The 25,339-nt window shown below is 64.5% G+C and carries 20 protein-coding genes, 1 tRNA gene and 2 pseudogenes; 15 read left to right on the forward strand and 8 right to left on the reverse strand.

Annotation, left to right across the window (positions count from 1 at the left end):
• Positions 1-150: 150 nt before the first annotated feature.
• Entirely contained in the window at positions 151-492 is a 342-nt protein-coding gene (locus tag RX327_RS16915) for a hypothetical protein (protein ID WP_317251271.1), read from the reverse strand.
• 422 nt (positions 493-914) lie between these two features.
• Here RX327_RS16915 and RX327_RS16920 point away from each other — a divergent pair, with 422 nt between their 5' ends.
• Positions 915-1,538, forward strand: a complete 624-nt coding sequence (locus tag RX327_RS16920) for a ParB-like protein (RefSeq protein ID WP_317250899.1) — start codon at positions 915-917, stop codon at positions 1,536-1,538.
• Here RX327_RS16920 and RX327_RS16925 read toward each other — a convergent pair.
• The 3 genes and pseudogenes from RX327_RS16925 to RX327_RS16935 all read right to left on the reverse strand — a co-directional run bounded on the left by RX327_RS16925 (position 1,499) and on the right by RX327_RS16935 (position 4,443).
• On the reverse strand, positions 1,499-2,011 hold the full coding sequence (locus RX327_RS16925; protein WP_050386378.1) for an MgtC/SapB family protein: 513 nt from the start codon (positions 2,009-2,011) through the stop codon (positions 1,499-1,501). The genes RX327_RS16920 and RX327_RS16925 overlap by 40 nt on opposite strands.
• Before the next feature lie 8 nt (positions 2,012-2,019).
• Positions 2,020-2,596, reverse strand: a pseudogene (locus tag RX327_RS16930) (peroxidase-related enzyme).
• A gap of 98 nt (positions 2,597-2,694) precedes the next feature.
• Positions 2,695-4,443, reverse strand: a complete 1,749-nt coding sequence (locus RX327_RS16935) for an ATP-binding protein (RefSeq protein WP_317250900.1) — start codon at positions 4,441-4,443, stop codon at positions 2,695-2,697.
• A gap of 489 nt (positions 4,444-4,932) precedes the next feature.
• Here RX327_RS16935 and RX327_RS16940 point away from each other — a divergent pair.
• The 8 genes and pseudogenes from RX327_RS16940 to ggt form a co-directional block, all read left to right on the forward strand.
• Positions 4,933-6,721: pseudogene (locus RX327_RS16940) on the forward strand (putative bifunctional diguanylate cyclase/phosphodiesterase); the annotation flags it as partial.
• A 173-nt stretch (positions 6,722-6,894) separates the two neighbouring features.
• A complete protein-coding gene (locus tag RX327_RS16945) occupies positions 6,895-7,851 on the forward strand; it encodes a catechol 2,3-dioxygenase (protein WP_317250901.1) in 957 nt (318 codons plus the stop codon).
• Positions 7,852-8,009: 158 nt separating this feature from the next.
• Positions 8,010-8,480: a DUF1801 domain-containing protein gene (locus RX327_RS16950; RefSeq protein ID WP_028334302.1), complete on the forward strand. Its 471-nt coding sequence runs from the start codon at positions 8,010-8,012 to the stop codon at positions 8,478-8,480.
• 216 nt (positions 8,481-8,696) lie between these two features.
• A complete protein-coding gene (gene soxC, locus RX327_RS16955) occupies positions 8,697-9,974 on the forward strand; it encodes a sulfite dehydrogenase (RefSeq protein WP_317250902.1) in 1,278 nt (425 codons plus the stop codon).
• A 34-nt stretch (positions 9,975-10,008) separates the two neighbouring features.
• The gene (locus RX327_RS16960) at positions 10,009-10,506 is read left to right on the forward strand and encodes a c-type cytochrome (protein WP_050386387.1); all 498 of its coding nucleotides are present in this window, start codon (positions 10,009-10,011) and stop codon (positions 10,504-10,506) included.
• A gap of 180 nt (positions 10,507-10,686) precedes the next feature.
• Positions 10,687-10,995 carry a BA14K family protein gene (locus tag RX327_RS16965; protein WP_028334305.1) on the forward strand — a complete coding sequence of 103 codons (309 nt, stop codon included), beginning with the start codon at positions 10,687-10,689 and terminating at the stop codon, positions 10,993-10,995.
• A 146-nt stretch (positions 10,996-11,141) separates the two neighbouring features.
• On the forward strand, positions 11,142-12,641 hold the full coding sequence (locus RX327_RS16970; RefSeq protein WP_028334306.1) for an amino acid permease: 1,500 nt from the start codon (positions 11,142-11,144) through the stop codon (positions 12,639-12,641).
• A gap of 84 nt (positions 12,642-12,725) precedes the next feature.
• A complete protein-coding gene (ggt, locus tag RX327_RS16975; RefSeq protein ID WP_050386373.1) occupies positions 12,726-14,462 on the forward strand; it encodes a gamma-glutamyltransferase in 1,737 nt (578 codons plus the stop codon).
• 118 nt (positions 14,463-14,580) lie between these two features.
• Here ggt and RX327_RS16980 read toward each other — a convergent pair whose 3' ends face one another.
• Positions 14,581-14,916: a hypothetical protein gene (locus RX327_RS16980; RefSeq protein ID WP_244482465.1), complete on the reverse strand. Its 336-nt coding sequence runs from the start codon at positions 14,914-14,916 to the stop codon at positions 14,581-14,583.
• A 556-nt stretch (positions 14,917-15,472) separates the two neighbouring features.
• On the opposite strand from RX327_RS16980, the gene RX327_RS16985 reads away from it, so the two are divergent.
• The 4 genes from RX327_RS16985 (at position 15,473) to RX327_RS17000 (ending at position 19,220) form a co-directional block, all read left to right on the forward strand.
• Positions 15,473-17,965, forward strand: a complete 2,493-nt coding sequence (locus tag RX327_RS16985) for a penicillin-binding protein 1A (RefSeq protein ID WP_317250903.1) — start codon at positions 15,473-15,475, stop codon at positions 17,963-17,965.
• 53 nt (positions 17,966-18,018) lie between these two features.
• Entirely contained in the window at positions 18,019-18,348 is a 330-nt protein-coding gene (locus tag RX327_RS16990; RefSeq protein WP_152977802.1) for a hypothetical protein, read from the forward strand.
• 216 nt (positions 18,349-18,564) lie between these two features.
• A tRNA-Gln gene (locus RX327_RS16995) sits at positions 18,565-18,638 on the forward strand.
• A 174-nt stretch (positions 18,639-18,812) separates the two neighbouring features.
• The gene (locus RX327_RS17000) at positions 18,813-19,220 is read left to right on the forward strand and encodes a GNAT family N-acetyltransferase (RefSeq protein ID WP_018271115.1); all 408 of its coding nucleotides are present in this window, start codon (positions 18,813-18,815) and stop codon (positions 19,218-19,220) included.
• Between the two features lie 22 nt (positions 19,221-19,242).
• On the opposite strand, the gene RX327_RS17005 is transcribed toward RX327_RS17000, so the two are convergent.
• From RX327_RS17005 to RX327_RS17015, 3 genes are all read right to left on the reverse strand, one after another.
• Entirely contained in the window at positions 19,243-19,749 is a 507-nt protein-coding gene (locus tag RX327_RS17005) for an invasion associated locus B family protein (protein ID WP_317251272.1), read from the reverse strand.
• A 105-nt stretch (positions 19,750-19,854) separates the two neighbouring features.
• Complete coding sequence (locus RX327_RS17010; RefSeq protein WP_317250904.1) at positions 19,855-23,007, reverse strand: efflux RND transporter permease subunit; 3,153 nt, start codon at positions 23,005-23,007, stop codon at positions 19,855-19,857.
• Entirely contained in the window at positions 23,004-24,173 is a 1,170-nt protein-coding gene (locus RX327_RS17015; RefSeq protein ID WP_317250905.1) for an efflux RND transporter periplasmic adaptor subunit, read from the reverse strand. Before RX327_RS17015 ends, RX327_RS17010 begins: the two co-directional genes overlap by 4 nt.
• Positions 24,174-24,355: 182 nt before the next feature.
• On the opposite strand from RX327_RS17015, the gene RX327_RS17020 reads away from it, so the two are divergent.
• Positions 24,356-24,817, forward strand: a complete 462-nt coding sequence (locus RX327_RS17020; protein WP_028334315.1) for a MarR family winged helix-turn-helix transcriptional regulator — start codon at positions 24,356-24,358, stop codon at positions 24,815-24,817.
• A 127-nt stretch (positions 24,818-24,944) separates the two neighbouring features.
• Positions 24,945-25,184 (forward strand): hypothetical protein, encoded by a 240-nt coding sequence (locus RX327_RS17025; RefSeq protein WP_028344615.1) that lies wholly within the window; start codon positions 24,945-24,947, stop codon positions 25,182-25,184.
• Positions 25,185-25,339: the final 155 nt, after the last annotated feature.

Below are 25,339 nucleotides of genomic sequence, written 5' to 3' on the forward strand. Positions count from 1 at the left end.
CGGGTCGGCTCAGAGGAGGCGGGCGCGTTGCCCCGGAATGCCCGATTGCTGGTGCCGGAGTTGTGTGCCCGTATATCGGAGCAGGGCCGTTAGTTCAATGGAGCTTGGCCGGCCTCGCAAGCACGGTTTTTGGGCGGGGTTCCGGCCAGCCTAGCTGCGCGGCATCACCGTAATCTTCGCGCAGTCGCGGCGACCCATCAGCACGCAATCCTGGGTCCGGCGCAGGTCGGCGATGCTGACCGCGAGCCAGATCCCGATCGCGGTCAGCGCGATGGTGAAGGCCAGCGCCGCGATGTTGGCAAGCATGCGCTGGCGGAAATTGTCGGGCTCCTCGCGCGGCTTCTCATAGCGAGAGAGGTCGTTGGCAACGGAAGCCGGGCGCGTCGATCGGAGCGGCTCCTCGCGCTTGCCGGGCGGCTGCGCCGAGGTACGCGGCCGGAATTTGAGCACCACGTGCTCGGCATCCGAGGAGATTGGCCGCTGCGTCTTCACTTTTGTCAGTCCGGTCGCGTCGCCGGTTATGTTTAGCATGTTCGCTGCACTTCACACCTAAAATCTTGGTGCGCGCAGAGGTGGTATTCATGCTTCGATCACCTCCAGGAACTGGCTTGCCGTCGAGGCGACTGCTGCGGAGCGCGGGATGCTCGGCATTGCGATGACCCAGCCGATGTCGACACACTCGTTCGACCTTCGCGCATGCACAGTTTGCGCCGCAACGCGGTCACGGAGGTTGAGGCTGCGCGCCCGGGCATTGACAGCCCGGGAGCATCGACAGCCGAGGCCGGACCATCTTGGCCATCGGCCCCCCACCGCTTCGTGAAGCCATGCCGGCGCACCGGACTCTTTCACCCGCCTGCGGGCTCATGACATAGTGGAACCCGTTCCGGAGTGCCGGTCAAAAAGGAGCATAAATCATGGCCCACACGCGCGAGCCTTACGTCAAACCTGTCCCGATCCTGTCGCTCCGGCCGACGCAGATGACGGTCGGCATGCGCGAGGTCAGGGAGAAGCGCAAGCGCTGGCGCGAGCACGACGAGAAGAAGCAGGCTGATCTGCTCGGCAAGCACATGATCCCCGTCGTCTACGGCCCCGATTCGCGCTACTACGTGATCGATCACCATCACATGGCGCGTGCGCTGCACGAGGAGGGCGTCAAGGACATCCTGGTTACGGTGATCGGCGATCTCACGATGGTCGAGCGTGACGTGTTCTGGGGCGTCATGGACAACAAGCGCTGGGCTTATCCCTACGACGCCAAGGGCGAACGGCGCCACTTCAAGGACATTCCGAAATCGATCAAGGATCTCAAGGACGATCCGTTTCGCAGCCTTGCCGGCGAATTGCGCCGCATGGGCGGCTTCGCCAAAGACACCACGCCGTTCTCCGAATTTCTGTGGGCCGATTTCCTGCGCCGACACATCCCGCGCAAGACGGTGGAGAACAATTTCGCCAAGGCGCTGGAGAAGGGACTGGCGCTCGGCCGCAGCAAGGACGCGGTCTATTTGCCCGGCTGGTGCGGGCCGGCATCTGACGACTGATCTGCCGCCACCGCCGGCCGGTGCTGATCCTCCCTGCCGCCGAGCGCGTGGTGCAGCCACCGCTCGGTCCGCTTGCCGAAGGTCAACAGCAGGAACGCCAGCGCGACGGCGGTGACGACGATCGGCCAATGTCCGGCGCCGCAGACGATGCCGACGCAAGCGGCGAAGAAAGCGCATGCGGCGCTGGTCAGGCCGCGGACCTGGAAGCGGTCGCCCTGCCGCACGATCACGCCGGCGCCGAGGAATCCGATGCCGGTCAGCACGCCCTGGATCACGCGGCTCACCGCGTCGGTGAACTTGCCGGGCTCGACGGCCTGCAATGCCAGCAGCACGACCATGGCCGTCGAGAGGCTGACGAGACCCAGCGTCTTCAGGCCGATCGGCTTGCCGCGCAGGTCGCGGTCGAGCCCGACCGCGCAGCCGGCAAGGGTGGCCGCGCCGAGACGCAGGACGATCTCGCTCCAGTCCGCCAAGGCGTCCTCTATTTCGGCTGGCGGCCGAGCAGGTAGAACTCCTCGTTCGGGCGCATGCCGGTGAAATTCGCCAGCCGGTTCGACAATGCGAAGAAGGCGGCGATCGCGGCGATGTCCCAGATGTCGTCGTCGCTGAAGCCGTGGGCAGCAAGCGCGGCGAAGTCCGCCTCCGAGACTTCCTCGGCGGCGCGGCTCACCTTCATCGCGAAGTCGAGCATCGCCTTCTGTCGCGGGCTGATGTCGGCCTTACGGTAGTTCACCGCGACCTGATCGGCAATCAGCGGATTCTTGGCGCGGATGCGCAGGATCGCGCCGTGGGCGATCACGCAATACTGGCACTGGTTCGCCGCCGGTCGCCACCACGATCATCTCGCGCTCGGCCTTGGTGAGGCCGCCGTCCTTCTCCATCAGCGCGTCGTGATAGGCGAAGAAGGCGCGGAACTCGTCGGGACGATAGGCCAGCGTCAAGAACACGTTCGGCACGAAGCCGCTCTTCTCCTGCACGGCCAGGATGCGGGTGCGGATATCCTCGGGGAGCTTGTCGAGAGCGGGCGTCGGGAAGCGCTTTACGGTCGGCTGCGTCATGAGATGGTTCCGGCGTGCCGCCTGGATGCGGCGTCACGCGAGACCATAGTGGATGACGCCTTGGGCGCAAGGCGCATCGGCGCCTCGGCGGAATTCGGCTAACGCAGCGGCTTCTTCAACAGCGAGAAGCGGTCCGGATCGAGTCCCATCGATGGTTGCAGCATCGGGGCATCGGCCGGCGCCATGGTGCGCGCCGGCGCCGGAGAGCTGAAGTTTGCGTCGCCGCTCGGGCTGTCGCGCTGCGAGGTGGCGCCGCGCCAGCGCTCGAGCACGGCGCTGACGAAATGCATGTCGTGGCCGGAGGTGACGGACGGAACGCTGCTGATGGTGGCCTCGCCGCGCGGCAATTGGTGCGGAGGCACCTCCTTGAAGCGCAGGCGTGTCGGCAGGGCGACGCCTTCGCCGAAGGCCAGCACTTCGCGCGTGCCGAGCGACGGTACGAAGGAGAGCAGGTTCGCGGCCGCGTCCGACACTGCAGCGCGCAGCAGCGCCTGGTCGCGGTCGTTGGCAAGACGCATCGTGAACAGCGTGTTGCACTGGGAGATGATGGTGGCGTCGAGCTCTGCGGGGCGCTGGGTGATGAGGCCGAGATAGACGCCGTATTTGCGCCCCTCCTTGGCGATGCGCGACACCGCCTTGCGGGTCGGCCCGAAGCCGACGTTGCGGTCGGCGGAGGCATAGCGATGCGCTTCCTCGCAGACGAACAGCAGCGGCGAGACGCCGTCGCTCCACAGGCCGAAGTCGAAGGCCATGCGGCACAGCACCGAGACGACGGAATCGATGACTTCGGCCGGGAAGCCGGCGAGCTGCATCACCGTCATCGGCTTGCCGTTGGCCGGCAGGCGGAACAGATGGCTGATGACCTCGGCCATGGTGTCGCCGCCGACATTGGCGTTGTCGAACATGAAGGCGTAGCGCGGGTCGTTGCGCACGGCCTCGATGCGCGAGATCAGCTTGTGATAGATGATGCGCGAGGAGCGGTTCTCGAGCTTGCCCATGCGCTCGTCGATCAGCGACAACAGGTCGACCAGGCGATAGGGCACCGGCGTGTCGACCGTGTAGCCGATCTGCTTGGGATCGATGCGCTTGAGGCCGAGACCGACCCGGTCGGCGTTCTGGTACTGGGTGTAGACGCCCTTGGCGAGCGGGATCACCTCGGCGAGGATGTCGAGCTCCTCGGGCACGCCGGCGCGGCCGCCGAACAGCACGTCGACGATTTCCTCGAAGTTGAACAGCCAGAACGGCAGCTTCAGGTTCCGCGGGTTGAGCACCAGCGCGCGGTCGCCGAAGCAGCGGCCATATTCGTTGTGCACGTCGAGCAGGAAGATGCGCAGGTTCGGCCGCGCCTTCAGGATCTCGTTGAGCAGGAGCGAGACGCCGGTCGATTTGCCGACGCCGGTCGAGCCCAGCACCGCAAAATGCTTGGACAGCATTTCCTCGACATCGACATAGGCGACGACGGAGCGGTCCTGCTGGAGGAAGCCCACATTGATCTGGTCGGAGCCGGTCGGCGCGTAGATCGTGCGCAGCTCCTGGCTGGTGATCAGGTCGACGGCATCGCCGATGGTCGGATAGTTGGTGACGCCGCGCTGGAATTTGGGGCGGTCGCCACCCAGGATCTCGCCCAGCAGGTCGACCGAGGCGGTCGCCATGTATTCGTCGGACGCCGGCAGGTTCTCGCACGTCACTTCGGTGATCATGGCGACGATGACCGAACTTGCGCAGCGGATACTGACGAACCGGCCGACGGTCGCTCGCATTTCTGAAAGTTGCATCTGGCCGCCCGCCAGCAGCCCAACCCGGGCCTGCGAGCCGCGCACAGAGATCACACGTCCGAAGGGTGTCACAGTTCCAGCCTGGCTCGTTCTCAAAATCTAAATGTCCGGACCAATATGCCCGCCCGGGATTGGAAAAACCGTTAAATCGCCGGGGTTCCGCATCGGCTAAATCTACACCTTCCCGGTGACGATTTGTTTCTATCGTACCGCGAGATTACGCGCTGTCGCGCCCATCGGCGGCGGAATCGTCGCTTTCCGGCACAGCCGCGTTTGTTTCCCGGTTTTTCCGTTAAGGCGGGATTCACCATCTCTGAGGAGTGCATCGGCAGCTCGGGGCATTGGGCGCGATTTGTCATACGCTGTCGCCCGGTATCGCGTAACCGATTGCTAACTGCGAGTTGTAACGACCTTTCCATTTGTGCTGCGTAACGATGCCGCGCCCTGGGAGAGATCAGCGTGCGCATCGAACACCGCAATTCATCGTCAGGAAATGCCGATGCCGGCTCGACCAAGGGGCTGGCGTTCTGTGCCGGCCTGTTGGTCGGCAGCCTGCTCGGAAGCGCGACCGCGCAATGGAGCGAGCGCGAAGGCCTGCTGATGGCGGCATTCGCGATCATGGCCGTGATCGTCTTCCTGTTGCTCAAGCGGCACGAAATCTCCGACGAGCGGCTCGCCACCGAACGCCGCAATCTCGTGACTGCAGTGAACAACATTCCGCAGGGCCTCGTGCTCTATGATGCGTCGGCGCGCATCATCATCTGCAACCGTCCCTACATCGAGATGTTCGGCCTTTCGCCCGACGTCGCCAAGCCCGGCTGCACGATGTACCGGCTGATTGCGCATAGACAGGAGACGGGCTCGTTCGACGGCGATGTCGACGACTTCTGCGACGCCATCATCGGCAACGTGAAGCTTGGCCGCGCCACACGTCAGCTGACGCAGGCGCCGGGCGGGCGCGCGATCGAGATCGTCAACAAGCCGCTGCCGGAAGGCGGCTGGGTGGCGACCATCGAGGATGTCACCGAGCGTACGCGCACCGAGAACAAGATCGCGCATCTGGCGCATTACGATGCGCTGACCGACCTGCCGAACCGCGTGCTGTTCCGCGAACGCCTGGAGCGGGCGCTGAAGGCGATCCGGCCGGATCAGCAGCTCGCGGTCATGTACATCGACATCGACGAGTTCAAGGGCGTCAACGACGCGCTCGGCCATCTGATCGGCGACGAATTGCTCAGGGCGATCGCCGACCGCCTGCGCGGCTGCGTTGGGGACACCGACGTCGCAGCGCGGCTCGGCGGCGACGAGTTCGCGGTGATCCAGACCGCCGTCCGCGATCAGACCGAGACCATGCAGCTCCTCGCTGCGATCTATCAGTCGATCCGCCGGCCGATCGACTGCAGCGGGCATATGATCACCACCGATGCCAGCATCGGCATCGCCGTTGCGCCCGCCGACGGCCTCGACATCGATCAATTGCTGCGCAATGCCGACCTCGCGCTCTACGGAGCCAAGAGCGACGGCCGCCGCACCTACCGGTTCTTCGAGACCGGCATGGACGCACGTGCCAAGGCGCGGCGCAGCCTCGAGCTCGAGCTGCGCCAGGCGATCGCCGACGGCAGCTTCGAGCTGCACTATCAGCCGCTGCTCCATCTCGAGGAGGGGCAGGTCAGTTGCTGCGAGGCATTGGTGCGCTGGCGCCATCCCGAGCGCGGCATGGTCTCGCCGGCCGAATTCATCCCGATCGCCGAGGACACCGGCCTGATCAACGATCTCGGTCACTGGGTGCTCAACACCGCGTGCCGCGAGGCGATGAACTGGCCGGAGTATGTTCATGTCGCGGTCAACGTGTCTCCGATCCAGTTCAAGAGCCAGACGCTGGCGCTCAACGTCGCCGCCGCGCTCGCCGCGACAGGGCTTGCACCTTCGCGGCTCGAGCTCGAGATCACCGAGGCCGTGCTGATCCGCGACGACGAGGCGGCGCTCTCGATCCTGCATCAGCTGCGCGATCGGCGTACGCATCGCGCTCGACGATTTCGGCACCGGCTATTCCTCGCTGAGCTATCTGCACCGCTTCCCGTTCGACAAGATCAAGATCGACCGCAGCTTCATCAAGGATCTCGCCGGGACCGGTGCGTCGTCCACGATCGTCCAGGCCGTCGTCAACATCGCCGCTGCCAGCGACATGACCACCACGGCCGAGGGCGTCGAGACCGAGGAGCAGCAGCGCCTGCTCCGCACGCTCGGCTGTTCCGAGATGCAGGGCTATCTGTTCAGCCGGCCGGTGTCATCGGCTGAAATCCGCAAGCTCCTGTCGTCGGATCGCGAGAAGGCCGTCTCGGTCTCCTGACTCGACCGCTTTCACGAGGTGATTCCGTCCACGGAATGCCGTGCGAGCGCAATTGCCGTCGCCAGTAATTTGTTGACGGGACCTAATCATTTGTACATTAGTACAAATCAACGCGCCGCTCACCTGTCCAGCCGTAAGTCGTCGATCCGGCGCGTCGCGGAGGGAGACCGTCCATGCAGCCCGAACCAATCCTCGATCTCGCCCATCTCGGCCACATGGAGCTGCTGACGCCGAAGCCCGACGAGAGCCTGAAATTCTTCGTCGATGTCATGGGCATGACCGTCAGCGGACGACAAGGCGAGTCGGTCTACTTGCGCGGCTGGGACGACTACGAGCGCTATTCGCTCAAGCTCACGGCCTCGAAGACGTCAGGGATGGGCCACATGGCGCTGCGCGCGCGCAGCCAGCAGGCGCTGGAGCGCCGCGTTGCCGCGCTGAAAGGATCCGGCTTCGACATCGGCTGGATCGACGGCGACATGGGGCAGGGGCCGACCTTCCGCTGCCGCGATCCCGACGGCCACATCGTCGAGCTCTATTACGAGACCGAATGGTATCAGGCACCGCCGGAGCTCAAGCCCGCGCTGAAGAACCAGGCGCAGCGCTTTCCGGCCCGCGGCGTCAATGTCCGCCGCCTCGACCATCTCAACTGCCTCGCCGTCGACATCAAGGCCAACCGCGAGTTCTTCGAGACCTATCTCGGCTGCCGTCTCACCGAGCAGATCGTGCTCAATGATGGCCGGGAAGCGGCGATGTGGCTGACGATGTCGAACAAGAGCTACGACTTCGCCTATTCGCTCGATCATTCCGGCGTGCCCGGCCGCTTCCACCACGTCACCTACGCACTCGACAGCCGCGAGGAGATTCTGCGCGCTGCCGACATCTTCCTGGAGCATGGGGTGCACATCGAGACCGGACCGCACAAGCACGCGATCCAGCAGACTTTCTTCCTCTATGTGTACGAGCCCGGCGGCAACCGCGTCGAGGTCGCCAATGCCGGCGCGCGCCTGATCCTCGCGCCCGATTGGAAGCCGATCGTGTGGACCGAGGAGGAGCGCAAGAAGGGCCAGGCCTGGGGACTGAAGACGATCGAGTCGTTCCACACCCACGGCACGCCGCCGGTGATCGACTAGATGCCAGACCGCCACACGAAGGCCACCCGAGCGCGTCGATACGCCGCCGCGAACACGCGCGCTCGCTGACGACAACACCGACGCGCAACCGATATGATCCGGTTTCGCGACGGCGGGCGCTGCGCCGCGCGAGACGTGAACCGGTGAGAGCGGGCACTATGGCTGGCAAGACGCGAAAGACGTCGGCGAAGGGTGCGAAAAAGAGCGCCGCGAAGCGTGGCTCTGCAAAGCCGCGTCTGCTCGCGGGCGGCAATCCGCAGATCGCCAAGGGATATGGTGACGCTCCGGTGCAAGTCTATATCGCCGCGATGCCGGGGTGGAAGCGCGACGTCGGACGCAAGCTTGACGCGCTCATCGTGCGTGCCGTCCCCGGCGTGCACAAGGCGGTGAAGTGGAACTCGCCGCTCTACGGCATGGAAGGGGACGGCTGGTTCCTCGGCATCCATGTCTTCACGCGCTACGTCAAGGTGGCGTTCTTTCGCGGTGCGTCGCTGCTTCCGGTGCCGCCGGGCGAGTCAAAGCAGCAGCACACGCGCTATCTCGACATTCACGAGAACGACGAGCTCGACGAAGCCCAGTTCACCGCGTGGGTGAAGCAAGCCAGTCAATTGCCCGGCGTACGGATGTGAACGCAAGCAAAGACTGTCGAACAACGGCCATCACGCGCCGTCGATGCGGCTATGCGCGATGGAGCATTGCCTCGCCTCAGCCCTTTGGTGTTAGGCTTGCACCAAGGCCCGATGAATCGTCATCGCGCTTTGGGTTGTTGTTGAAGCATGATCTTTTCGGAAAACCGCTACGCACTTTTCCGGATCATGCTCTGGTAACGTCAGAGGAAAACGTCGATGAGCGAACACACGACGGACAAGCGCGTGCGAGAGGCGTCTCGCAGGCAATTCCTTCAGGCCGGTGCAGCACTGGCCGGTGGCTCCGCGATATCGGGAGTTGCCGGTTCTACCGCGCTTGCCGAACAGGGAAATAATCTTCCACCCAATGTGCCGGAATGGATGAAAGCGCCCGGCGACCCGATGGGAAGCCAGCCCTATGGCACGCCATCGGTTCACGAGAAGGCTGTCGTCAAGAACATCTCGAAGACGCTACCGCAATACATCTCCGCTTCGGGCCGCACGCCGTTGCAGGAGCTCGACGGCATCATCACGCCGAACGGTTTGTTCTACGAACGCCACCATGGCGGCGTGCCAACCATCGACCCGGCCGAGCACCGGCTGGTGCTGCATGGCATGGTCGATCGCCCGCTGGTGTTCACGATGGAGGACATCCGCCGCTTTCCGTCGCAGTCGCGCATCCACTTCCTCGAGTGCTCCGGCAATCCGGTCTACACCAAGCCCTACGGCAAGACGGCCTCCGACCTCGTCGGCCTCCTGAGCTGTGCGGAATGGACCGGCGTGCCGCTGAAGACGGTGCTGGACGAAGCGGGCCTTCAGGCGGGTGCCAAATGGATCGTGGCCGAAGGCGCCGACGCGGCTGCGTTGACGCGCTCGATCCCGATCGAGAAATGCCTCGACGATGCCATGCTGGTCTACAGCCAGAATGGCGAGCGGCTGCGCCCGCAGCAGGGCTATCCGCTGCGCCTGTTGCTGCCCGGCTTCGAGGGCAACATGAACGTGAAGTGGCTGCGCCGGCTCAAGGTCGTCGCCGAGCCGGCCTATTCGCGCGAGGAGACCTCGAAATACACCGACCCGATGCCCGACGGTACGTCGCGCGAATTCACCTTCTATATGGAAGCCAAGTCGATCATCACACGGCCGTCCGGCGGGCAGAAGCTGACGACGCAGGGTTTTCACGAGATTACCGGGATCGCCTGGAGCGGTCACGGCAAGATCAAGAGCGTCGAGGTCTCGCTCGACGAGGGTAAGAACTGGCAGCAGGCCGAATTGCAGGAGCCGGTGTTGACGCGCGCGCTCACGCGCTTCCGCTTGCCCTGGCATTGGGACGGCAAACCCGCCGTGATCCAGAGCCGCGCCATCGACGAGACCGGATACGTGCAGCCGACGCTGGCGGAATTGGTCAAGGTGCGTGGTCTCAACTCGTTCTACCACAACAACGCGATCTGGCCCTGGCGCATCGATGCGAATGGTGAGGTGACCAATGGCCAGGCTTAAGCTCAAGGCGGCGTTCCTCGTGAGTGCGATCGCGATGCTTGCCACTGCCGGGCAGGCCGAGGATCGCTTTGGCATCGGGCGTGAGGCGACGCCTGCCGAGATCGCCGGCTGGAACATCGATATCGGCCGTGACGGCTCCAACCTGCCGCCGGGCAACGGCAGCGTCGAGCGCGGCCGCACGGTGTTCAGCGAGCAATGCGCGGCGTGCCACGGCGACAGCGGGCAGGGCGGCGTCGGCGACCGCCTGGTCGGCGGACAGGGCACGCTGGCGAGCCCAAAACCGATCCGCACCGTCGGCAGCTATTGGCCCTATGCCCCGACGCTGTTCGACTACATCCGCCGCGCGATGCCGCAGAACGCGCCGCAGTCGCTGAGCAATCAGGACGTCTACGCGGTGTCCGCCTACATCCTCAGCCTCAACGGCTTTGTTCCCGCCAATGCTGTGCTCGACGCCAAGTCGCTGGCCGCCATCAAGATGCCGAACCGCGACGGCTTCGTCTCCGATCCGCGGCCGGACGTGCACAACCACTGAAGCGTCGGCAGGACGTATGTCTCGGGCTCCGGTTGCGGTGCCGCGCAGACCGCTGGGCTCGCGCCATTGTGACCTCAAGGTCCCTGGGTCCGGACCTTGGCCGGCACCATATCAATCGCGGGCACAAGAGCGACGCCGCCGCTCTTGGACAGTTTTCAGTTGATGCATCGGAGAGGTCATATGGCCGGACTTAAGGCCGTTGCAGCCGTTGCGCTGCTCGTGGGAATGACGTTCGCGCCGGTCGCGGCCCAGATGTCGGAGCCGGCATATTTCGACGCGCAAAATCCCGGACGCAGCGCGATCAACGGCGGCGCCCTGACGCCATGGGGTGAGGCCCAGGAGGCCGCGCAGCGCGGCGGCAATCCGGCGAACGCCTACGGTGCCATGCCTGCGGCGGAGCCATCTTCCTCTTGCGCGCGTTACCATTCATTCGATCCAGCGTCCGGCACCTTCCTTGGTCGTGATGGCCGTCGGCATCCCTGCCGATAGGGCGCCGCACCACGCTTGGCGGTGGATAAGGGCGCCGGCACTTGCCCGGCGCTCGAACGACTGGACGTTAGGCGCGTTATAGTCCGCCGATCGTGTCGGGTCCCGCCGGACCCGAGCGGCGGAGGACACCCGGCGTGACAGACGCTCTGGCCGGTTTCTGGGACCGAAAGTCGACCTCGGACCTGTTGCGGGAGGCGGCGCGGGCCGATGGCGACGCGGAGACGCCGATCTTCCGGCGCTCGCTCTCGGCGTTGCAACTCGTCACGCTCGGCATCGGCGGCATCATCGGCGCCGGCATCTTCGTGCTGACGGGCCATGCGGCCGCTGCCAATGCCGGTCCCGCGGTCACGCTCTCCTTCATGCTTGGTGCGGTGGCCTGCGCCTTCGCCGGCCTGTGCTACGCCGAGATGTCGTCGACGGTGCCGATCTGCGGCAGCGCTTACACCTATGCCTATGCCACGCTCGGCGAACTGATCGCCTGGATCATCGGCTGGGACCTGATCCTCGAATACGCGGTCGGCGCGATCGCGGTCTCGGTCGGGTGGTCCGGCTATTTCGTCAGTCTGATGCGCGATTTCGGCATCAACCTGCCGCCGCAATTCACCTCGGCGCCGCTCGCCTACGACGTCAACACCGGCGCATGGTCGTCGACCGGTGCGGTCATCAACATCCCGGCGATGGCGGTCATCGCGTTCGTGACCACGTTGCTGGTGGTCGGCATTCGCGAGTCCGCGCGCTTTACCAGCTTCGTCGTCGTGGTCAAGCTCGTCGTGATCGCGCTGTTTCTCGCCACCGCGGCTTCCTCGGTGACGCTGGCGAACTGGGTGACGGCGAGCAACCCGGAGGGCGCGCTGATCCCGCCGAATGCCGGTCCAGGCGTGTTCGGCTGGTCCGGCGTGGTCCGCGGTGCGGCGGTGGTGTTCTTCGCCTATATCGGCTTCGACGCGATCTCGACCGCGGCGCAGGAAGCGAAGACGCCGGAGCGCGACATGCCGATCGGCATTCTCGGTTCGCTCGTGATCTGCGCCGCGCTCTATGTCGCGGTCGGATTCGTGCTGACCGGCATCGTGCCCTATGACCGGCTCAGCGTGCCCGATCCGATCGCCGTCGGCATCGATGCGATCGGCATCGGCTGGCTCGGTCCGTTCATCAAGCTCGGCATTCTGTTCGGATTGACATCGGTGATCCTCATCATGCTGCTGGCGCAACCGCGGATCTTTCGCGCCATGGCGCATGACGGATTGCTGCCGGGCTTTGCCGCTAAGATCCATCCGCGCTTTCAGACCCCCTATGTCTCGACCATCTTCGCCGGCACCGTGGCCGCTCTTCTCGGCGGGCTGTTGCCGATCGGGCTGGTCGGCGAACTGGTCTCGATCGGCACGCTGTTCGCATTCACGGTGGTCTCGATCGGCACGCTGGTGCTGCGCGTGCGCGATCCGGAATTGCCGCGTCCGTTCAAGGCGCCGGCGATCTGGCTGGTGGCCCCGGCTGCCGCTGCAACCTCGCTGTTCCTGATGTTCGGCCTGCCGCTCGACACCTGGATCAGGCTCGCGGTATGGCTGGCGATCGGGCTTGTGATCTATGCGACCTACGGCAGACGGCACAGCCGGCTGCGGGCAAGTGGCGGGGACCGCGCGGGCCTATAGTGCGCGCGCGTGCGGCCTGCTAGATGTACGCGTTGAGATAGCACCGCAAGCCGCGACAAGCCGGTATTCTCCGGGGAGACTTCCATGCAAAATCCAATGGCCCGCGCGCGATGGATGGTCGCCGCGCTCGTCTCGATCGGCATCGTGTCGGCTGTTCCCGGTCGCGCAGCCTCGGTCGCGCCGGCCGCCGCCGAGAACGGCATGGTGGTTTCCGCGCAGCATCTCGCGACCCAGGTCGGCGTCGAGGTATTGAAGCGGGGCGGCAATGCGGTCGATGCGGCGGTCGCCGTAGGGTACGCGCTCGCGGTGGCCTATCCCGCCGCCGGCAATCTCGGTGGCGGCGGGTTCATGACCATCCAGTTCGCCGACGGCCGCAAGACCTTCCTGGATTTCCGGGAGACCGCGCCGAAGGGCGCCACTGCCGACATGTATCTCGACAAGGAAGGCAACGTCATCCCGGGGCTGTCGACCAAGGGGCATCTCGCTGTCGGCGTACCGGGATCGGTGGCCGGGATGGAATATGCGCGCGAGAAATACGGCACGATGAAGCGCGCTGACGTCATCGCGCCGGCGCTGCAACTGGCGGAGGATGGTTTCGTGCTCGACCAGGGCGACGTCAGCATGCTGCAGACCTCGACCAAGGACTTTCAGGACGATCCGCCCTCGGCCGCGATCTTTCTCAACAATGGAAAACCGTTCCAGGTCGGCGAGCGGCTGGTGCAACATGAACTCGCCGAGACGCTGCGCGAGATCAGCAAGCGCGGCACGGATGGCTTCTACAAGGGCTGGGTCGGTGCGGCGATCGTCGCCGCGAGCCAGGGCGGCAAGGGCCTGCTGACGCAGGTGGATCTGGACAACTACAGGGTTCGCGAGCTGGCCCCGGTCGAATGCGACTATCGCGGTTACCACGTGGTCTCGGCGCCGCCGCCTAGTTCGGGCGGTGTGGTGATCTGCGAGATGCTCAACATCCTCGAGGGCTATCCGCTGAAGGAGCTCGGCTACCATTCGGCGCAGGCGGTGCACTACCAGATCGAGGCGATGCGCCACGCTTACGTCGATCGCAACAGCTATCTCGGCGATCCGGATTTCGTGAAGAATCCGCTCGAGCGCCTGCTCGACAAGACCTACGCCGCGAAGATCCGTGCCGCGATCGACCCGGCCAAGGCCGGTGTGTCCAGGGACATCAAGCCCGGCGTTCCGCCGCATGAGGGCAGCAACACCACGCACTATTCGATTGCCGACAAGGACGGCAATGCGGTGTCGGTCACCTACACGCTGAACGACTGGTTCGGTGCCAAGGTGACGGCGGCCAAGACCGGCGTGCTGCTCAACGACGAGATGGACGACTTCACCGCCAAGGTCGGCGTGCCGAACCTGTATGGGCTGGTGCAGGGGGAGGCCAACGCGATCGTCCCCGGCAAGCGTCCGCTGTCCTCGATGAGCCCGACCATCGTCTCCAAGGACGGCAAGCCGGTCATCGTGATGGGCACCCCGGGCGGCAGCCGCATCATCACCGCCGTGCTGCTGACGATGATCAACGCGATCGACTACGGCATGAACGCGCAGGAGGCCGTGGACATGCCGCGCTTCCACCAGCAGTGGCTTCCCGAGGCGACCAACCTCGAGGATTATACGCTGTCGCCGGATACGCGGAAGATCCTGGAGGGCATGGGCCACAAATTCGGCCCGCCGCATCCGGCCAACCACCTCGCGGTGATCATCATCGGCGGGCCATCGCTGGGCGGCAAGCCGGTCGGCAACAATCGCTTCTATGGGGCGAACGATCCGCGGCGCAATTCGGGGCTCGCCGCGGGTTATTGATGGTGACGCCTAGCGACAATCCGTAGCCCGAATGAGCGAAGCGATATCTGGGTCTTGTTGAGCCCCCGCATGTCGCTCCGCTCATGCGGGCTACCGCTCCAATTGATCCGCGCTGCGGTCAGGCGACGGCGGTCGACCTGCCGTCGTTCTGCCCGCTGGTCAGCAGCAGGCGCCGGCGGATCGCGTCTTCGACCAGGGCCAGCGATTGCTTGGCTTCGCGCGCCTCGGCTTCGGCGGCCTGAGCGCGGAATTCTGCCGCATCGAGTTGTTCCTGTTGGGACCCGATGCGCCGTCGAGCTTCCTCGAGCGCCCGCGACGCATCCCTCAATTTGCGCTCGGTGGCGGCGATGATTTCGAGCTGCGCCTGTTCGGCGGCCTCGGCGCGCGCTTCGCCGGCGCGGGCCCGGTCCTCGATGCTGCGGAACAAATCCGCCGCCTGATAGACGAGGTCCAAGGCTTCTGTGCCCATGGCCGATGTGGGTGGTTTTGGAAATCCAAGGACATTCGGGTCAGCCGTAAAAGGCCGTCTAAATCCGCGCAGTGCCATCAAAATCAGCCCGTCGCGAGTCGGTGTATGCCAACAACTTGCGGTAGTTATAGTTAACAAATCCTTAATGTGACTGGCGCGCCGGCGCTGTCCACCGGTTTCTGATGTCGCAGCACCCAAATCGTCGGCCGCATGGGGAATCTATCCGTCCGGCCCGCGCTTTTCTTTCGCGACGTGCTCTCCGCGCAAGCGTATCGAGACCGCAGCGCTATCAGGCGCGGCGTGCGAATCGCGCAGCGCTGCAGCGAAGATCGATGCAGCCTCCGCGGGCACCGCCAGTCGGCGAGGTCTGCCGATTTGGCTGCGGGCGCGAGCCGGGCTCTATGGCATAAGTTTGACGCCTGGCTTGCTTTAATTTCCGGTGTTGAATTGCAGGTCCATGGAGCGACCGATATACCGGGCGGCCTAAGTGGCACGCAGCGCGCTCAGAACGAGCGACGTATTCGCCACGGAAATCTGGTCGATGAAATTTCTGTTGCGGTTCTTCGGGTTCCTGTTCACCGCAGGCACCATCCTGTTCCTGGCTGGTCTGGCCGCGGTGGCAGGCCTGATCTGGCATTTCTCCAAGGACTTGCCGGACTACTCTCAGCTTCAGGATTACGAGCCGCCGGTAATGACCCGCGTGCACGCGGTCGACGGTTCGCTGCTTGGCGAATATGCCAAGGAGCGGCGGCTGTATCTGCCGATCCAGGCCGTGCCCAAGCTCGTGATCAACGCGTTCCTGGCCGCGGAAGACAAGAATTTCTACGAGCACGGCGGCATCGACTACACCGGCATGGCGCGCGCCGGCGTCGCCTACATCCAGAACTACGGCTCCAACCGCCGCCCGCAGGGTGCGTCCACCATCACCCAGCAGGTCGCCAAGAACTTCCTGCTGACCAACGAGGTCTCCTTCGCCCGCAAGATCAAGGAAGCCTTGCTGGCGATGCGCATCGAGAAGACCTACTCGAAGGACAAGATCCTCGAGCTGTACCTGAACGAAATCTACCTGGGCCTCGGCGCCTACGGCATCGCGGCCGCCTCGCTGGTCTATTTCGACAAGTCGGTGAACGAGCTGACGGTGGCCGAAGCGTCCTATCTGGCGGCGCTGCCGAAGATGCCGGCCAGCCTACATCCAGTGCGCAACCGCGCGCGCGCCGTCGAGCGGCGCAACTACGTGATCGACCGACTGCAAGAGAACGGCTGGATCACCGCCGCCGACGCCGACAAGGCGCGCAAGGAGCCGCTGACCGTCACCAACCGCAGCAATGGCGCGCACACCTTCGCCGGCGAATATTTCTCGGAGGAAGTCCGCCGCGACATCTTCGAACGCTACGGCGAGAAGAAGCTGTATGAAGGCGGCCTGTCGGTTCGCACCACGCTCGATCCGAAGATCCAGGTCATGGCGCGCAAGGCCATGGTCGCCGGCCTCGTGAATTACGACGAGCAGCAAGGCTATCGCGGCGCCATCCAGAAGCTCGACCTGACCAGTGACTGGGGCGTGAAGCTCGCCGAGATCAAATCGCTCTCCGACATCTCGCCATGGCGCATGGCGGTGGTGCTGGAGACCAGCGACCAGTCGGCGCGCATCGGCTTCCAGCCGAGCCGCGAGCTCGGCGGCGCCATCAGCAAGCAGCGCGAGACCGGCATCGTCACGGTCGACGGCGTGAGATGGGCGAGGGCGCTCTCCGGCCCGTACAAGGGCAAGACGCCGACGGCCGTGTCTCAGGTGCTTCAGCCCGGCGACGTGATTTATGCCGATCCGCTCTACAAGGACGGCCAGCCCGTCGAAGGCCAGTACCGGCTCCGCCAGATCCCCGAGGTCTCCGGCGCCATGGTGGTGATGGATCCGCATACCGGCCGCGTGCTGGCGATGGTCGGCGGTTTCTCGTTCGACCAGAGCCAGTTCAACCGCGCGACGCAGGCCTACCGGCAGCCCGGTTCGACCTTCAAGCCGATCGTCTATTCGTCGGCGCTCGACAATGGCTACACCGGATCGACGATGATGATCGACGCCCCGATCGAGATCGACCAGGGGCAGGGCAACATCTGGCGGCCCGAAAACTTCTCCACCGGCAAGTATCAGGGCCAGGTGACGCTGCGCAATGCGCTGCGGCAGTCGCTCAACACCGTGACGGTGCGCCTCGCGCAGGACATCGGCATGCCCCTGATCGGCGAATACGCCCGCCGTTTCGGGGTCTATGACGAGCTGCCGAACTATCTCTCCTACGCGCTCGGCGCCGGCGAGACCACGGCGATGCGCATGGTCACGGCTTACTCGATGCTCGCCAATGGCGGCCGCCGCGTGAAGCCGACGCTGATCGACCGCATCCAGGACCGCTACGGCCACACCATCTTCAAGCACGACCAGCGCGAATGCCGCGGCTGCGACGCGCCGGGCGGCTGGAAGAACCAGCCCGAGCCGCAGCTGATCGACCGCCGCGAGCAGGTGCTGGACTCCATGACCGCCTATCAGATCACCGAGCTGATGGAAGGCGTGGTTCAGGCCGGTACCGGCACCGCCCTGAAGGACGTCGGCAAACCCGTCGCCGGCAAGACCGGCACCACCAACGAGGCCAAGGACGCCTGGTTCGTCGGCTTCTCGCCGGACCTCGTCGTCGGTCTCTATGTCGGCTACGACAAGCCGCGCTCGCTCGGCCGCAACGCGCAGGCCGGCCATACCGCGGCACCAATCGCGCGCGACTTCCTGAAGCTCGCGCTGGCCGACAAGCCCGCCACCCCGTTCAAGCAGCCGGTCGGCATCCGGCTGGTCCTGGTCGATGCCAAGACCGGCCAGCGCGCCGCGCCTGGCCAGAACAGAGGCGTGGTGCTCGAAGCCTTCAAGCCGGGCCAGGCACCACCGGTCAATGATCCCGGGATGGTTGCCGGCACTGACGTGATCGACGGCACCCAGCAGGGCATTTCGCCGGACGCCGATCGGGCCGTGATGCGGTCAGGGACGGGCGGGCTGTACTGAGGTCGGCCGGCTGGACCCCCTCTGACTGTGGTCGTTCGGTCTCTTGCGCCGCCGTGCCAAACGGCGGTGCGGCGCTTTGTCAGGGCGCTCTGGTTGAACACGCCGCTTGCGAGATCGACCTATTTGCAGAGGCCCGCGGATTGCGCGGGCGAGATCATCTGTTCCTGATGACGTGCGTTCCGTCTTGGATGATCAAGGTACTCAAGCTCGTCGCTCACGTCGTGTGGGCGGTTTCCATGATCGGGCTCGGAACGTTGATCGGTGCGAGCTATGGCTGGGCGCATCACGGCTGGATCGGCGCGGTCGCGCTTGGCTTCGTCGGGTTCAGCGTCGGAGCATTCCTCGCCGCCGATCCTTTCGTGGTTCTTGAATTCCTTCAGTGAAACCTTTGAAGCCACGACCTGGCGGGGAAAGCTGCCACCAATGGCTGGTCCCACACTGGCGGTGATTTTACGCCCATTCCCCGCCAACAATGCTTGCCAAGCGTGGGACCAAGCGGGTAGAAGGTCGCACTCGCGCGGGCGCTGATTTGGCAGGCGAACCCGCTGCACCGAGATGTCCAGTCATCCAGCTAAGCTGTTGATACCACGGGCGAATCTTGGGGAATGGTGTAACGGTAGCACAACAGACTCTGACTCTGTTTGTCTTGGTTCGAATCCAGGTTCCCCAGCCAATCTGCCTCGGTGGCGTGATCATCCTCTGAAATCCCGACGAGATTGCCGGCTGCAGCTGCCGGCGGAGGTCAGTCGTTTGTGTGCCATCACGGCATCGAGGGTGGATTAGCCCGGCGTAATCCACCATGGTCTCGCGCGCGTGGTCCGGCCCGTTGCAGTAGAGGTTTAAGTTGATGGACGAAATTCTCTATGCCCGTGAAGCGTCGATCGGCGTCGACGAGTTCATCGAGGTGCTGCGGCAGTCGGGCCTCGGCGAGCGGCGCCCGCTGGCGGATACCGACCGGATGGAGCGCATGATCGCCAATGCGAATCTGATCGTGACAGCGCGGAAGGCGGGCAAGCTGGTCGGCGTGTCGCGCGCGCTGACCGATTTCGCCTATTGCTGCTATCTGTCCGACCTTGCAGTCGATCGCGGGTACCAGGGACATGGCATCGGCAAGCGCCTGATCGCGGAGACGCGGCGCCTCGCCGGACCTGAATCGATGTGCCTGCTGTTGTCGGCGCCTGACTCGATCGGGTTCTACAAGACCATCGGCATGCCGCAGCCGGACAACGCGTTCCTCTACAAGCGGGAGCGATAGCGAACGGCTACGCTGCGCGGCGCTACTTGATCTTGTCGTAGACCGTCGCGAAGTCGGCGAGCGGCATCGGGATCGAGATGGTTTCCTTGCCGAGATTCTGGAACGACACCTTGAGCTGCTTGCCCGATTTCAGCTGGGTCAGGACATCGGCGGCGATCGGCGTATTGATGTAGCAGCCGCGCGCCTCGCAAGTTTGGATCGGCACGTCGACGGCCTTGCCGTCGTCGACCTGCAGCTTGGCGCCGACAGGCAGGTTCAATCCCAGTGGAAGCTGGATCAGCGCAACCGGCGTGCGGGTGTCGCCGGGAACGCGGATATTGACCAGCACGATGAGCTGGCCGGTCTTGGTCAGCACCGCGTTCTGCTCCATCGCGCATTCGAGCGGCGCATCGCGGCTGGCGCTGGTGCAGCGGACGATCCAGCCGGAATTGTTGGGGGCTGTTGCATCGCTCTGGGGAGCGGCGGGAGCAGCTGCCGGAGCGGGCGCGTTCTTGCTCTTGGCCGTCTGAGCGTGGCCGGAGTGGGCCATGCCGAACACGGTGAACAGGACGAAGAGCGACTTTGCGACAATCTTCACGATACCGGCTCCGAAATGAACATCTTTCGGATGTGCCGGGATGCCGGCAAAGTCAAGTCACTCGGCGGCCTCCTTGACCGATCCATGCTCGCCGTCGTCAGCGTCGTGGTCGGCGCGCGGCGAGCGGCCCCAGTTCGCAAACGCATTCGAGAGCTTGTCGAGATAGAGATAGACCACGGGCGTGGTGAACAGCGTCAGCGCCTGGCTGACGATCAGGCCGCCGACCATGGCGTAGCCGAGCGGCTGACGGATCTCGGCGCCGGTGCCGTGACCGAGCATCAGCGGCACGCCGCCGAGCAGCGCGGCCATCGTCGTCATCATGATCGGGCGGAAACGCAACAACGCGGCCTGGCGGATCGATTCCTCCGGCGTCTTGTGCTCGTCGCGCTCGGCGGCGATCGCGAAATCGACCATCATGATGCCGTTCTTCTTCACGATGCCGATCAGCAGGATGATGCCGATCAGCGCGATCAGGCTGAAGTCAAAACCCGCCGCCATCAGGATTGCGAGCGCGCCGACGCCGGCCGAGGGCAGCGTCGACAGGATCGTGATCGGGTGGATGTAGCTCTCGTAGAGAATGCCGAGGATCAGGTAGACCACGACGAGGGCGGCGAGGATCAAGAGCGGCACGGTGCCGAGCGACTGCTGGAACGCCTGCGCGGTGCCCTGGAAGCTGGAGTTCAGCGTTGGCGGTGCGCCGAGATCGGCCATTGCCCGCTGCACTGCCTCCGTGGCCTGGCCGAGCGCCACGCCTTGCGCCAGGTTGAACGAGATCGTGATCGCCGGGAACTGGCCCTGGTGGCTGATCGAGAGCGGCCGTACCGGCACGCTGGTCCAGGTCGCGAAGGTCGAGATCGGCACCTGTTCGCCGGTCAGCGGTGACTTGATGTAGATCTTGTTCAGCGTGTCGATCGCGCCCTGCAGCTCCGGCAATACCTCGAGGATCACGTGGTAGGTGTTGAGCTGGGTGAAATATTGCGTGACCTGCCGCTGTCCGAAGGCGTCATAGAGCGTGTCGTCGATCAGCTGCGGCTGGATGCCGTAGCGGGCGGCGGTGTCGCGGTTGATCTTGAGCTGCACCGTTGTGCCCTGCGTCTGCTGGTCGGTCGCGACATCGCGCAGCTCCGGCAGGGTCTGCATCTTGGCGAGGATTTTCGGCGCCCACTCGTTGAGCTCGTCAAGATTGGCGTCCTGCAGCGTGAATTCGAACTGCGTGCGCGTCGGCCGGCCGCCGAGCCGCACGTCCTGGGCCGCCTGCATGTAAAGCCGGGCGCCCTCGACCTTGTCGAACTGCGGACGCAGCCGCGCGATGATCTGCTGCGCGTTGGCGTCGCGATCCTTCAGCGGCTTCAGCGTGATGTACATCGCGCCGTTGTTGCCGGCGCGGCCGCTGCCGCCGATCGCCATCGCCACCGTCGCCACCGCGGGATCCTGCTGCACGATCTTGCCGAGTTCCTCCTGCTTCCGCTTCATGTCGGCGAAGGAGATGTCCTGGTTGGCTTCCGAGGTGGCGGTGATCAGGCCGACGTCCTGCTGCGGGAAGAAGCCCTTCGGGATCAGGACGAACAGGTAGATCGACAGCGCCAGCGTCCCGAAGAAGATCATCAGCGTCGTGAACTTCCAGCGCAAGGCGAGGTCGAGCACGCTCTGATAGCCGCGCAGCATGGCGTCGAAGCCGCGCTCGCTGAGCTGGTAGAAGCGGCCGTGTTTCTCGTCATTGTGGGCGCGCAGGAAGCGCGAGGCCATCATCGGCGTCAGGGTCAGCGACACGAACATCGAAACGAAGATGGTCATCGCCAGCACCACGGCGAATTCGCGGAACAGGCGCCCGATGATGCCGCCCATCAGGAGCAGCGGGATCAGCACCGCGACCAGCGAGATGCTGATCGAGACGATGGTGAAGCCGATTTCCTTGGAGCCCTTGAAGGCGGCCTCCATCGGCGAGTCGCCTTCCTCGATGTAGCGGGTGATGTTCTCGAGCATCACGATGGCGTCGTCGACCACGAAACCGACCGCAATGGTGAGTGCCATCAGCGACAGATTGTCGAGCGAATAGCCGACCGGCCACATCAGGGCGCACGCGCCCAGCAGCGCCAGCGGAACCGTGACGGTGGGAATGACCGTCGCCCAGAAGCTGCGTAGGAAAACGAAGATCACCATCACGACCAGGAAGATGGTCAGTAACAGCGTGAACTGGACGTCCTCGACCGCGGCGCGGATGGTGGTGGTTCTGTCGCTGATGAGCTCGATCTTGATCGCGGGCGGGATCGCGGCCACGAGGCGGGGCAGGGTCGCCTTGATCCGGTCCACGGTCTCGATGACGTTGGCGCCGGGCTGCTTGAAGATCACCAGGAAGACGCCGCGTTTGCCATTGGCCCAGGCCGCCTGCTTGGCGTCTTCGGGCCCGGTGACGGCCTGGCCGATGTCACGGATCCGCAGCGGCCCGCCATTGCGGTAGGCGATGATGACGTCGTTCCACGGGCTCGCCGTCAGCAGCTGGTCGTTGGCGTAGATGGTATAGGCGCGGGTGGCGCCGTCGATATTGCCCTTCGGACTGTCGACGGTCGCGATGTTGATCGCGGCGCGCACGTCCTCCAGCGACAGGCCCTTGGCGACGAGTTTCGCCGGGTCGACCTGGATGCGGATCGAGGGTTTCTGCTGGCCGCCGATGAAGACCTGGGCGACGCCCGAGAGCTGGCTGATCTGCTGGGCAAGCTGGGCGTCGACCGCGTCGCTGACGCTGGTCAGCGGCAGCGTCTCTGATGTCGCCGACAATAGCAGGATCGGCGCGTCGGCCGGGTTGACCTTGCGGTAGGTCGGGGGCGAGGGCAGGTTTTTGGGCAACTGGCCGCTGGCAGCGTTGATGGCGCCCTGGACGTCATTCGCGGCGCCGTCGATGTTGCGGTTGAGGTCGAACTGGATGGTGATCGACGCCGTGCCCAGATAGCTCGTCGAGGTCATCTGCGCGATGCCGGGGATCTGAGCGAACTGCCGCTCCAGCGGCTGCGCCACCGAGGAGGCCATCGTCTCGGGGCTGCCGCCGGGCAGGTTGGCGGTGATCTGGATGGTCGGAAAGTCCACCTGCGGCAGCGGTGCGACCGGAAGCAGCGGATAGGCGACGAGACCGACGAAGAGGATCCCCGCCATCAGCAGCGAGGTGCCGATGGGATAACGGATGAAAGGTGCCGAAATCCCGGCGCCGACGCTCATTCCTGCGCAACCTTCGACTGGGACGGATCCGAGCTCGCCACCGCCGTTGTCACCTGGGTTCCCGGCGAGACCTTGTACTGGCCCGCGGTGATCACCTGCTGTCCGGGCGACAGGCCCTCGTCGATCACCGACTTGCCGTCGATCGACTGGCTGACCTTGATCTTGCGAAGCTCGGCCTTGTTCTCCTGATTGACTGAATACGCGTAGAGGCCATCGGCGCCATGCTGCACCGCGTCATCGGGGACGACGGTGGCATCCTTCAAGGTTCTGACCAGAAGCCGCGTCGAAACCGACTGGCCCGGCCACAGCGCGTGGTCCTTGTTGTCGAACACCGCCTTGAGACGGATCGTTCCGCTGGTCGTGTCGACCTGGTTGTTGATGAGCGCCAGGGTTCCCGTGGATAGCACCCGCTTGCCGTCGGTGGTCAGGGCAATGGTCTTGGGCGGCGCCACGGCTAGCGCCGCCTTGATATCGGGCAGCTGGTCTTCCGGCGCGGTGAAGATCACAGTGATCGGTTCGATCTGGGTGATCGTGACAATGCCGGTCTGGGCCGAGGCATTGACGATGTTGCCGATATCGACCAGTCGGAGGCCGACAATGCCGTCGATCGGAGATTTGACGGTGGTGTAGTCCACCTGGGTCTGGGCATTGAAGATGGCGGCCTCGTCAGCCGAGATCTGGGCGGTCAGCTGCGCCACCGTGGAGCGCTGGGTGTCGAGCTGCTGGCGCGTCGCGAACTCGCCGAGCTTGGTGTAACGCTGCAGGTCCAGATTGGCGTTGGCGAGGTTTGCCTCGTCCTGCGCCTTCTTGGCCTTGGCTTGGTCAAGCGCGGCTTGATAGGGCCGGGGATCGATCGAGACCAGCGTGTCCCCGGCCTTGACGAACTGCCCCTCCTTGAACTCGAGCCTGATGATCTGGCCGTCGACCCGGCTGCGGACCTGGACGGTGTTGAAGCCCTGAACCGTGCCGAGACCGGTCAGGTAGACCGGGAAGTCGGTCTTCTGGACCGGTGCGATCTTGACCGGAACGGCCGGGCGTTGGGCTGAGCGCTTCTGCGCGGCTTCGATCGCCTGCTGGTTGCTCGTGTGTTTCTGCCAGCCGAAATAACCGGCGGCGCCGACCGCAGCGATCACCAAAACCCAACCGATGGTGCGTGACTTTGACATGCGGACTTTTGGGTTCGACGTAACAATAAAGGGTGATCGAAACGGTTCACAGAGCTTGCGGATATAATATGCGTGCACTTAATGTGTAAACACACCAAGGCTTGAGAATCCTAAACATTTGGAAAGGTTTAGGTCAGAAACGAGCAGAAACATTTCGTCTGGGAAACGCACCGAGGACCCCTATGTCGCTCGATCTCAAACGCCAGTTTATCGCGCAGCTCGTCGAGAGTTCCCGGCTGCTGCGCAATTATATCGATCATCGCGCCAAGGCGCGAGGCACCACGCGTGCGCAATGGATCGTGCTCTTCCGCCTGCGCGAGCAGGAGGGGCTGTCCCAGGTCGATCTCGCCGACGTCCTCGAATTGCAGCCGATCTCGCTGGTGCGGCTGCTCGACCGCCTCGTCGAGCATGGCCTGCTCGAACGGCGTCCCGATCCCAGGGATCGCCGTGCCAATCGCCTGTTCCTGACCAGGAGCGGGCGCCGCCTCGTCGACGACCTCGACAGTCTGCGCGACGCGATCGCCGGCGACGTGTTGCGCGACGTCTCGGACAAGCATGTCGAAAGCGGCCTCTCCACGCTTCGCGAGGTCAAGGATCGCATCAAGGCGCTCGGCGAGGAGGCGGAGCGCATCGCCGCGAAATAGCGCATCTCATCGTGCGCAGATTCCTTCGCTCCATCCATTCACCCGTTGCAGCGTGCGCGAGCCGGTTGAATTGTCGCGGGATGTCGTTCATATCGCGCAGCGACGATGCGAGAGGACGAGGGCTGCGATGGATGAGTTGAACGGGCGCATGATGGCATGCCAGATCCTGGTCACCGGATTGATCGCGCGCGTCGCCAACGAGCAGCGGGACCCGCTGCGCTTTCTCACCGACTTCCGCGACGAGATCAAAGCGGTCGTCAACGGGGTCAACATCGCCGGCCTCGAGAACAGCGACCGCGTGCGGCAGGTCGCGCAGCGGACGATCGACGAGCTGTTTTCGCTGATGAAGCCACCAAGCGCCGAGTGATCGGGGACGCATGCTTGCAAGCGGCGGTCAATGACGGGCGACACCGATTTAGAACGATTATTAGAACGCTTAAAAACTACAGTTTAGAACGATTTCAAACCGTAGATTAGAATCGCTTTGAATTGGGGCGATTCAAGCCAACTGTTGCGCTCGGC

Source organism: Bradyrhizobium sp. BEA-2-5, from assembly GCF_032918025.1.
GTDB classification, from domain to species: domain Bacteria; phylum Pseudomonadota; class Alphaproteobacteria; order Rhizobiales; family Xanthobacteraceae; genus Bradyrhizobium; species Bradyrhizobium pachyrhizi.

Coding starts and splice junctions, on each gene's coding strand:
- RX327_RS16920 (WP_317250899.1), top strand. CDS start 915: ATGGCCCACACGCGCGAGCCTTACGTCAAACCTGTCCCGATCCTGTCG.
- RX327_RS16945 (WP_317250901.1), top strand. CDS start 6,895: ATGCAGCCCGAACCAATCCTCGATCTCGCCCATCTCGGCCACATGGAG.
- RX327_RS16950 (WP_028334302.1), top strand. CDS start 8,010: ATGGCTGGCAAGACGCGAAAGACGTCGGCGAAGGGTGCGAAAAAGAGC.
- soxC (WP_317250902.1), top strand. CDS start 8,697: ATGAGCGAACACACGACGGACAAGCGCGTGCGAGAGGCGTCTCGCAGG.
- RX327_RS16960 (WP_050386387.1), top strand. CDS start 10,009: ATGCTTGCCACTGCCGGGCAGGCCGAGGATCGCTTTGGCATCGGGCGT.
- RX327_RS16965 (WP_028334305.1), top strand. CDS start 10,687: ATGGCCGGACTTAAGGCCGTTGCAGCCGTTGCGCTGCTCGTGGGAATG.
- ggt (WP_050386373.1), top strand. CDS start 12,726: ATGCAAAATCCAATGGCCCGCGCGCGATGGATGGTCGCCGCGCTCGTC.
- RX327_RS16985 (WP_317250903.1), top strand. CDS start 15,473: ATGAAATTTCTGTTGCGGTTCTTCGGGTTCCTGTTCACCGCAGGCACC.
- RX327_RS17000 (WP_018271115.1), top strand. CDS start 18,813: ATGGACGAAATTCTCTATGCCCGTGAAGCGTCGATCGGCGTCGACGAG.
- RX327_RS17005 (WP_317251272.1), bottom strand. CDS start 19,749: ATGGCCCACTCCGGCCACGCTCAGACGGCCAAGAGCAAGAACGCGCCC.
- RX327_RS17010 (WP_317250904.1), bottom strand. CDS start 23,007: ATGAGCGTCGGCGCCGGGATTTCGGCACCTTTCATCCGTTATCCCATC.
- RX327_RS17015 (WP_317250905.1), bottom strand. CDS start 24,173: ATGTCAAAGTCACGCACCATCGGTTGGGTTTTGGTGATCGCTGCGGTC.
- RX327_RS17020 (WP_028334315.1), top strand. CDS start 24,356: ATGTCGCTCGATCTCAAACGCCAGTTTATCGCGCAGCTCGTCGAGAGT.
- RX327_RS17025 (WP_028344615.1), top strand. CDS start 24,945: ATGGATGAGTTGAACGGGCGCATGATGGCATGCCAGATCCTGGTCACC.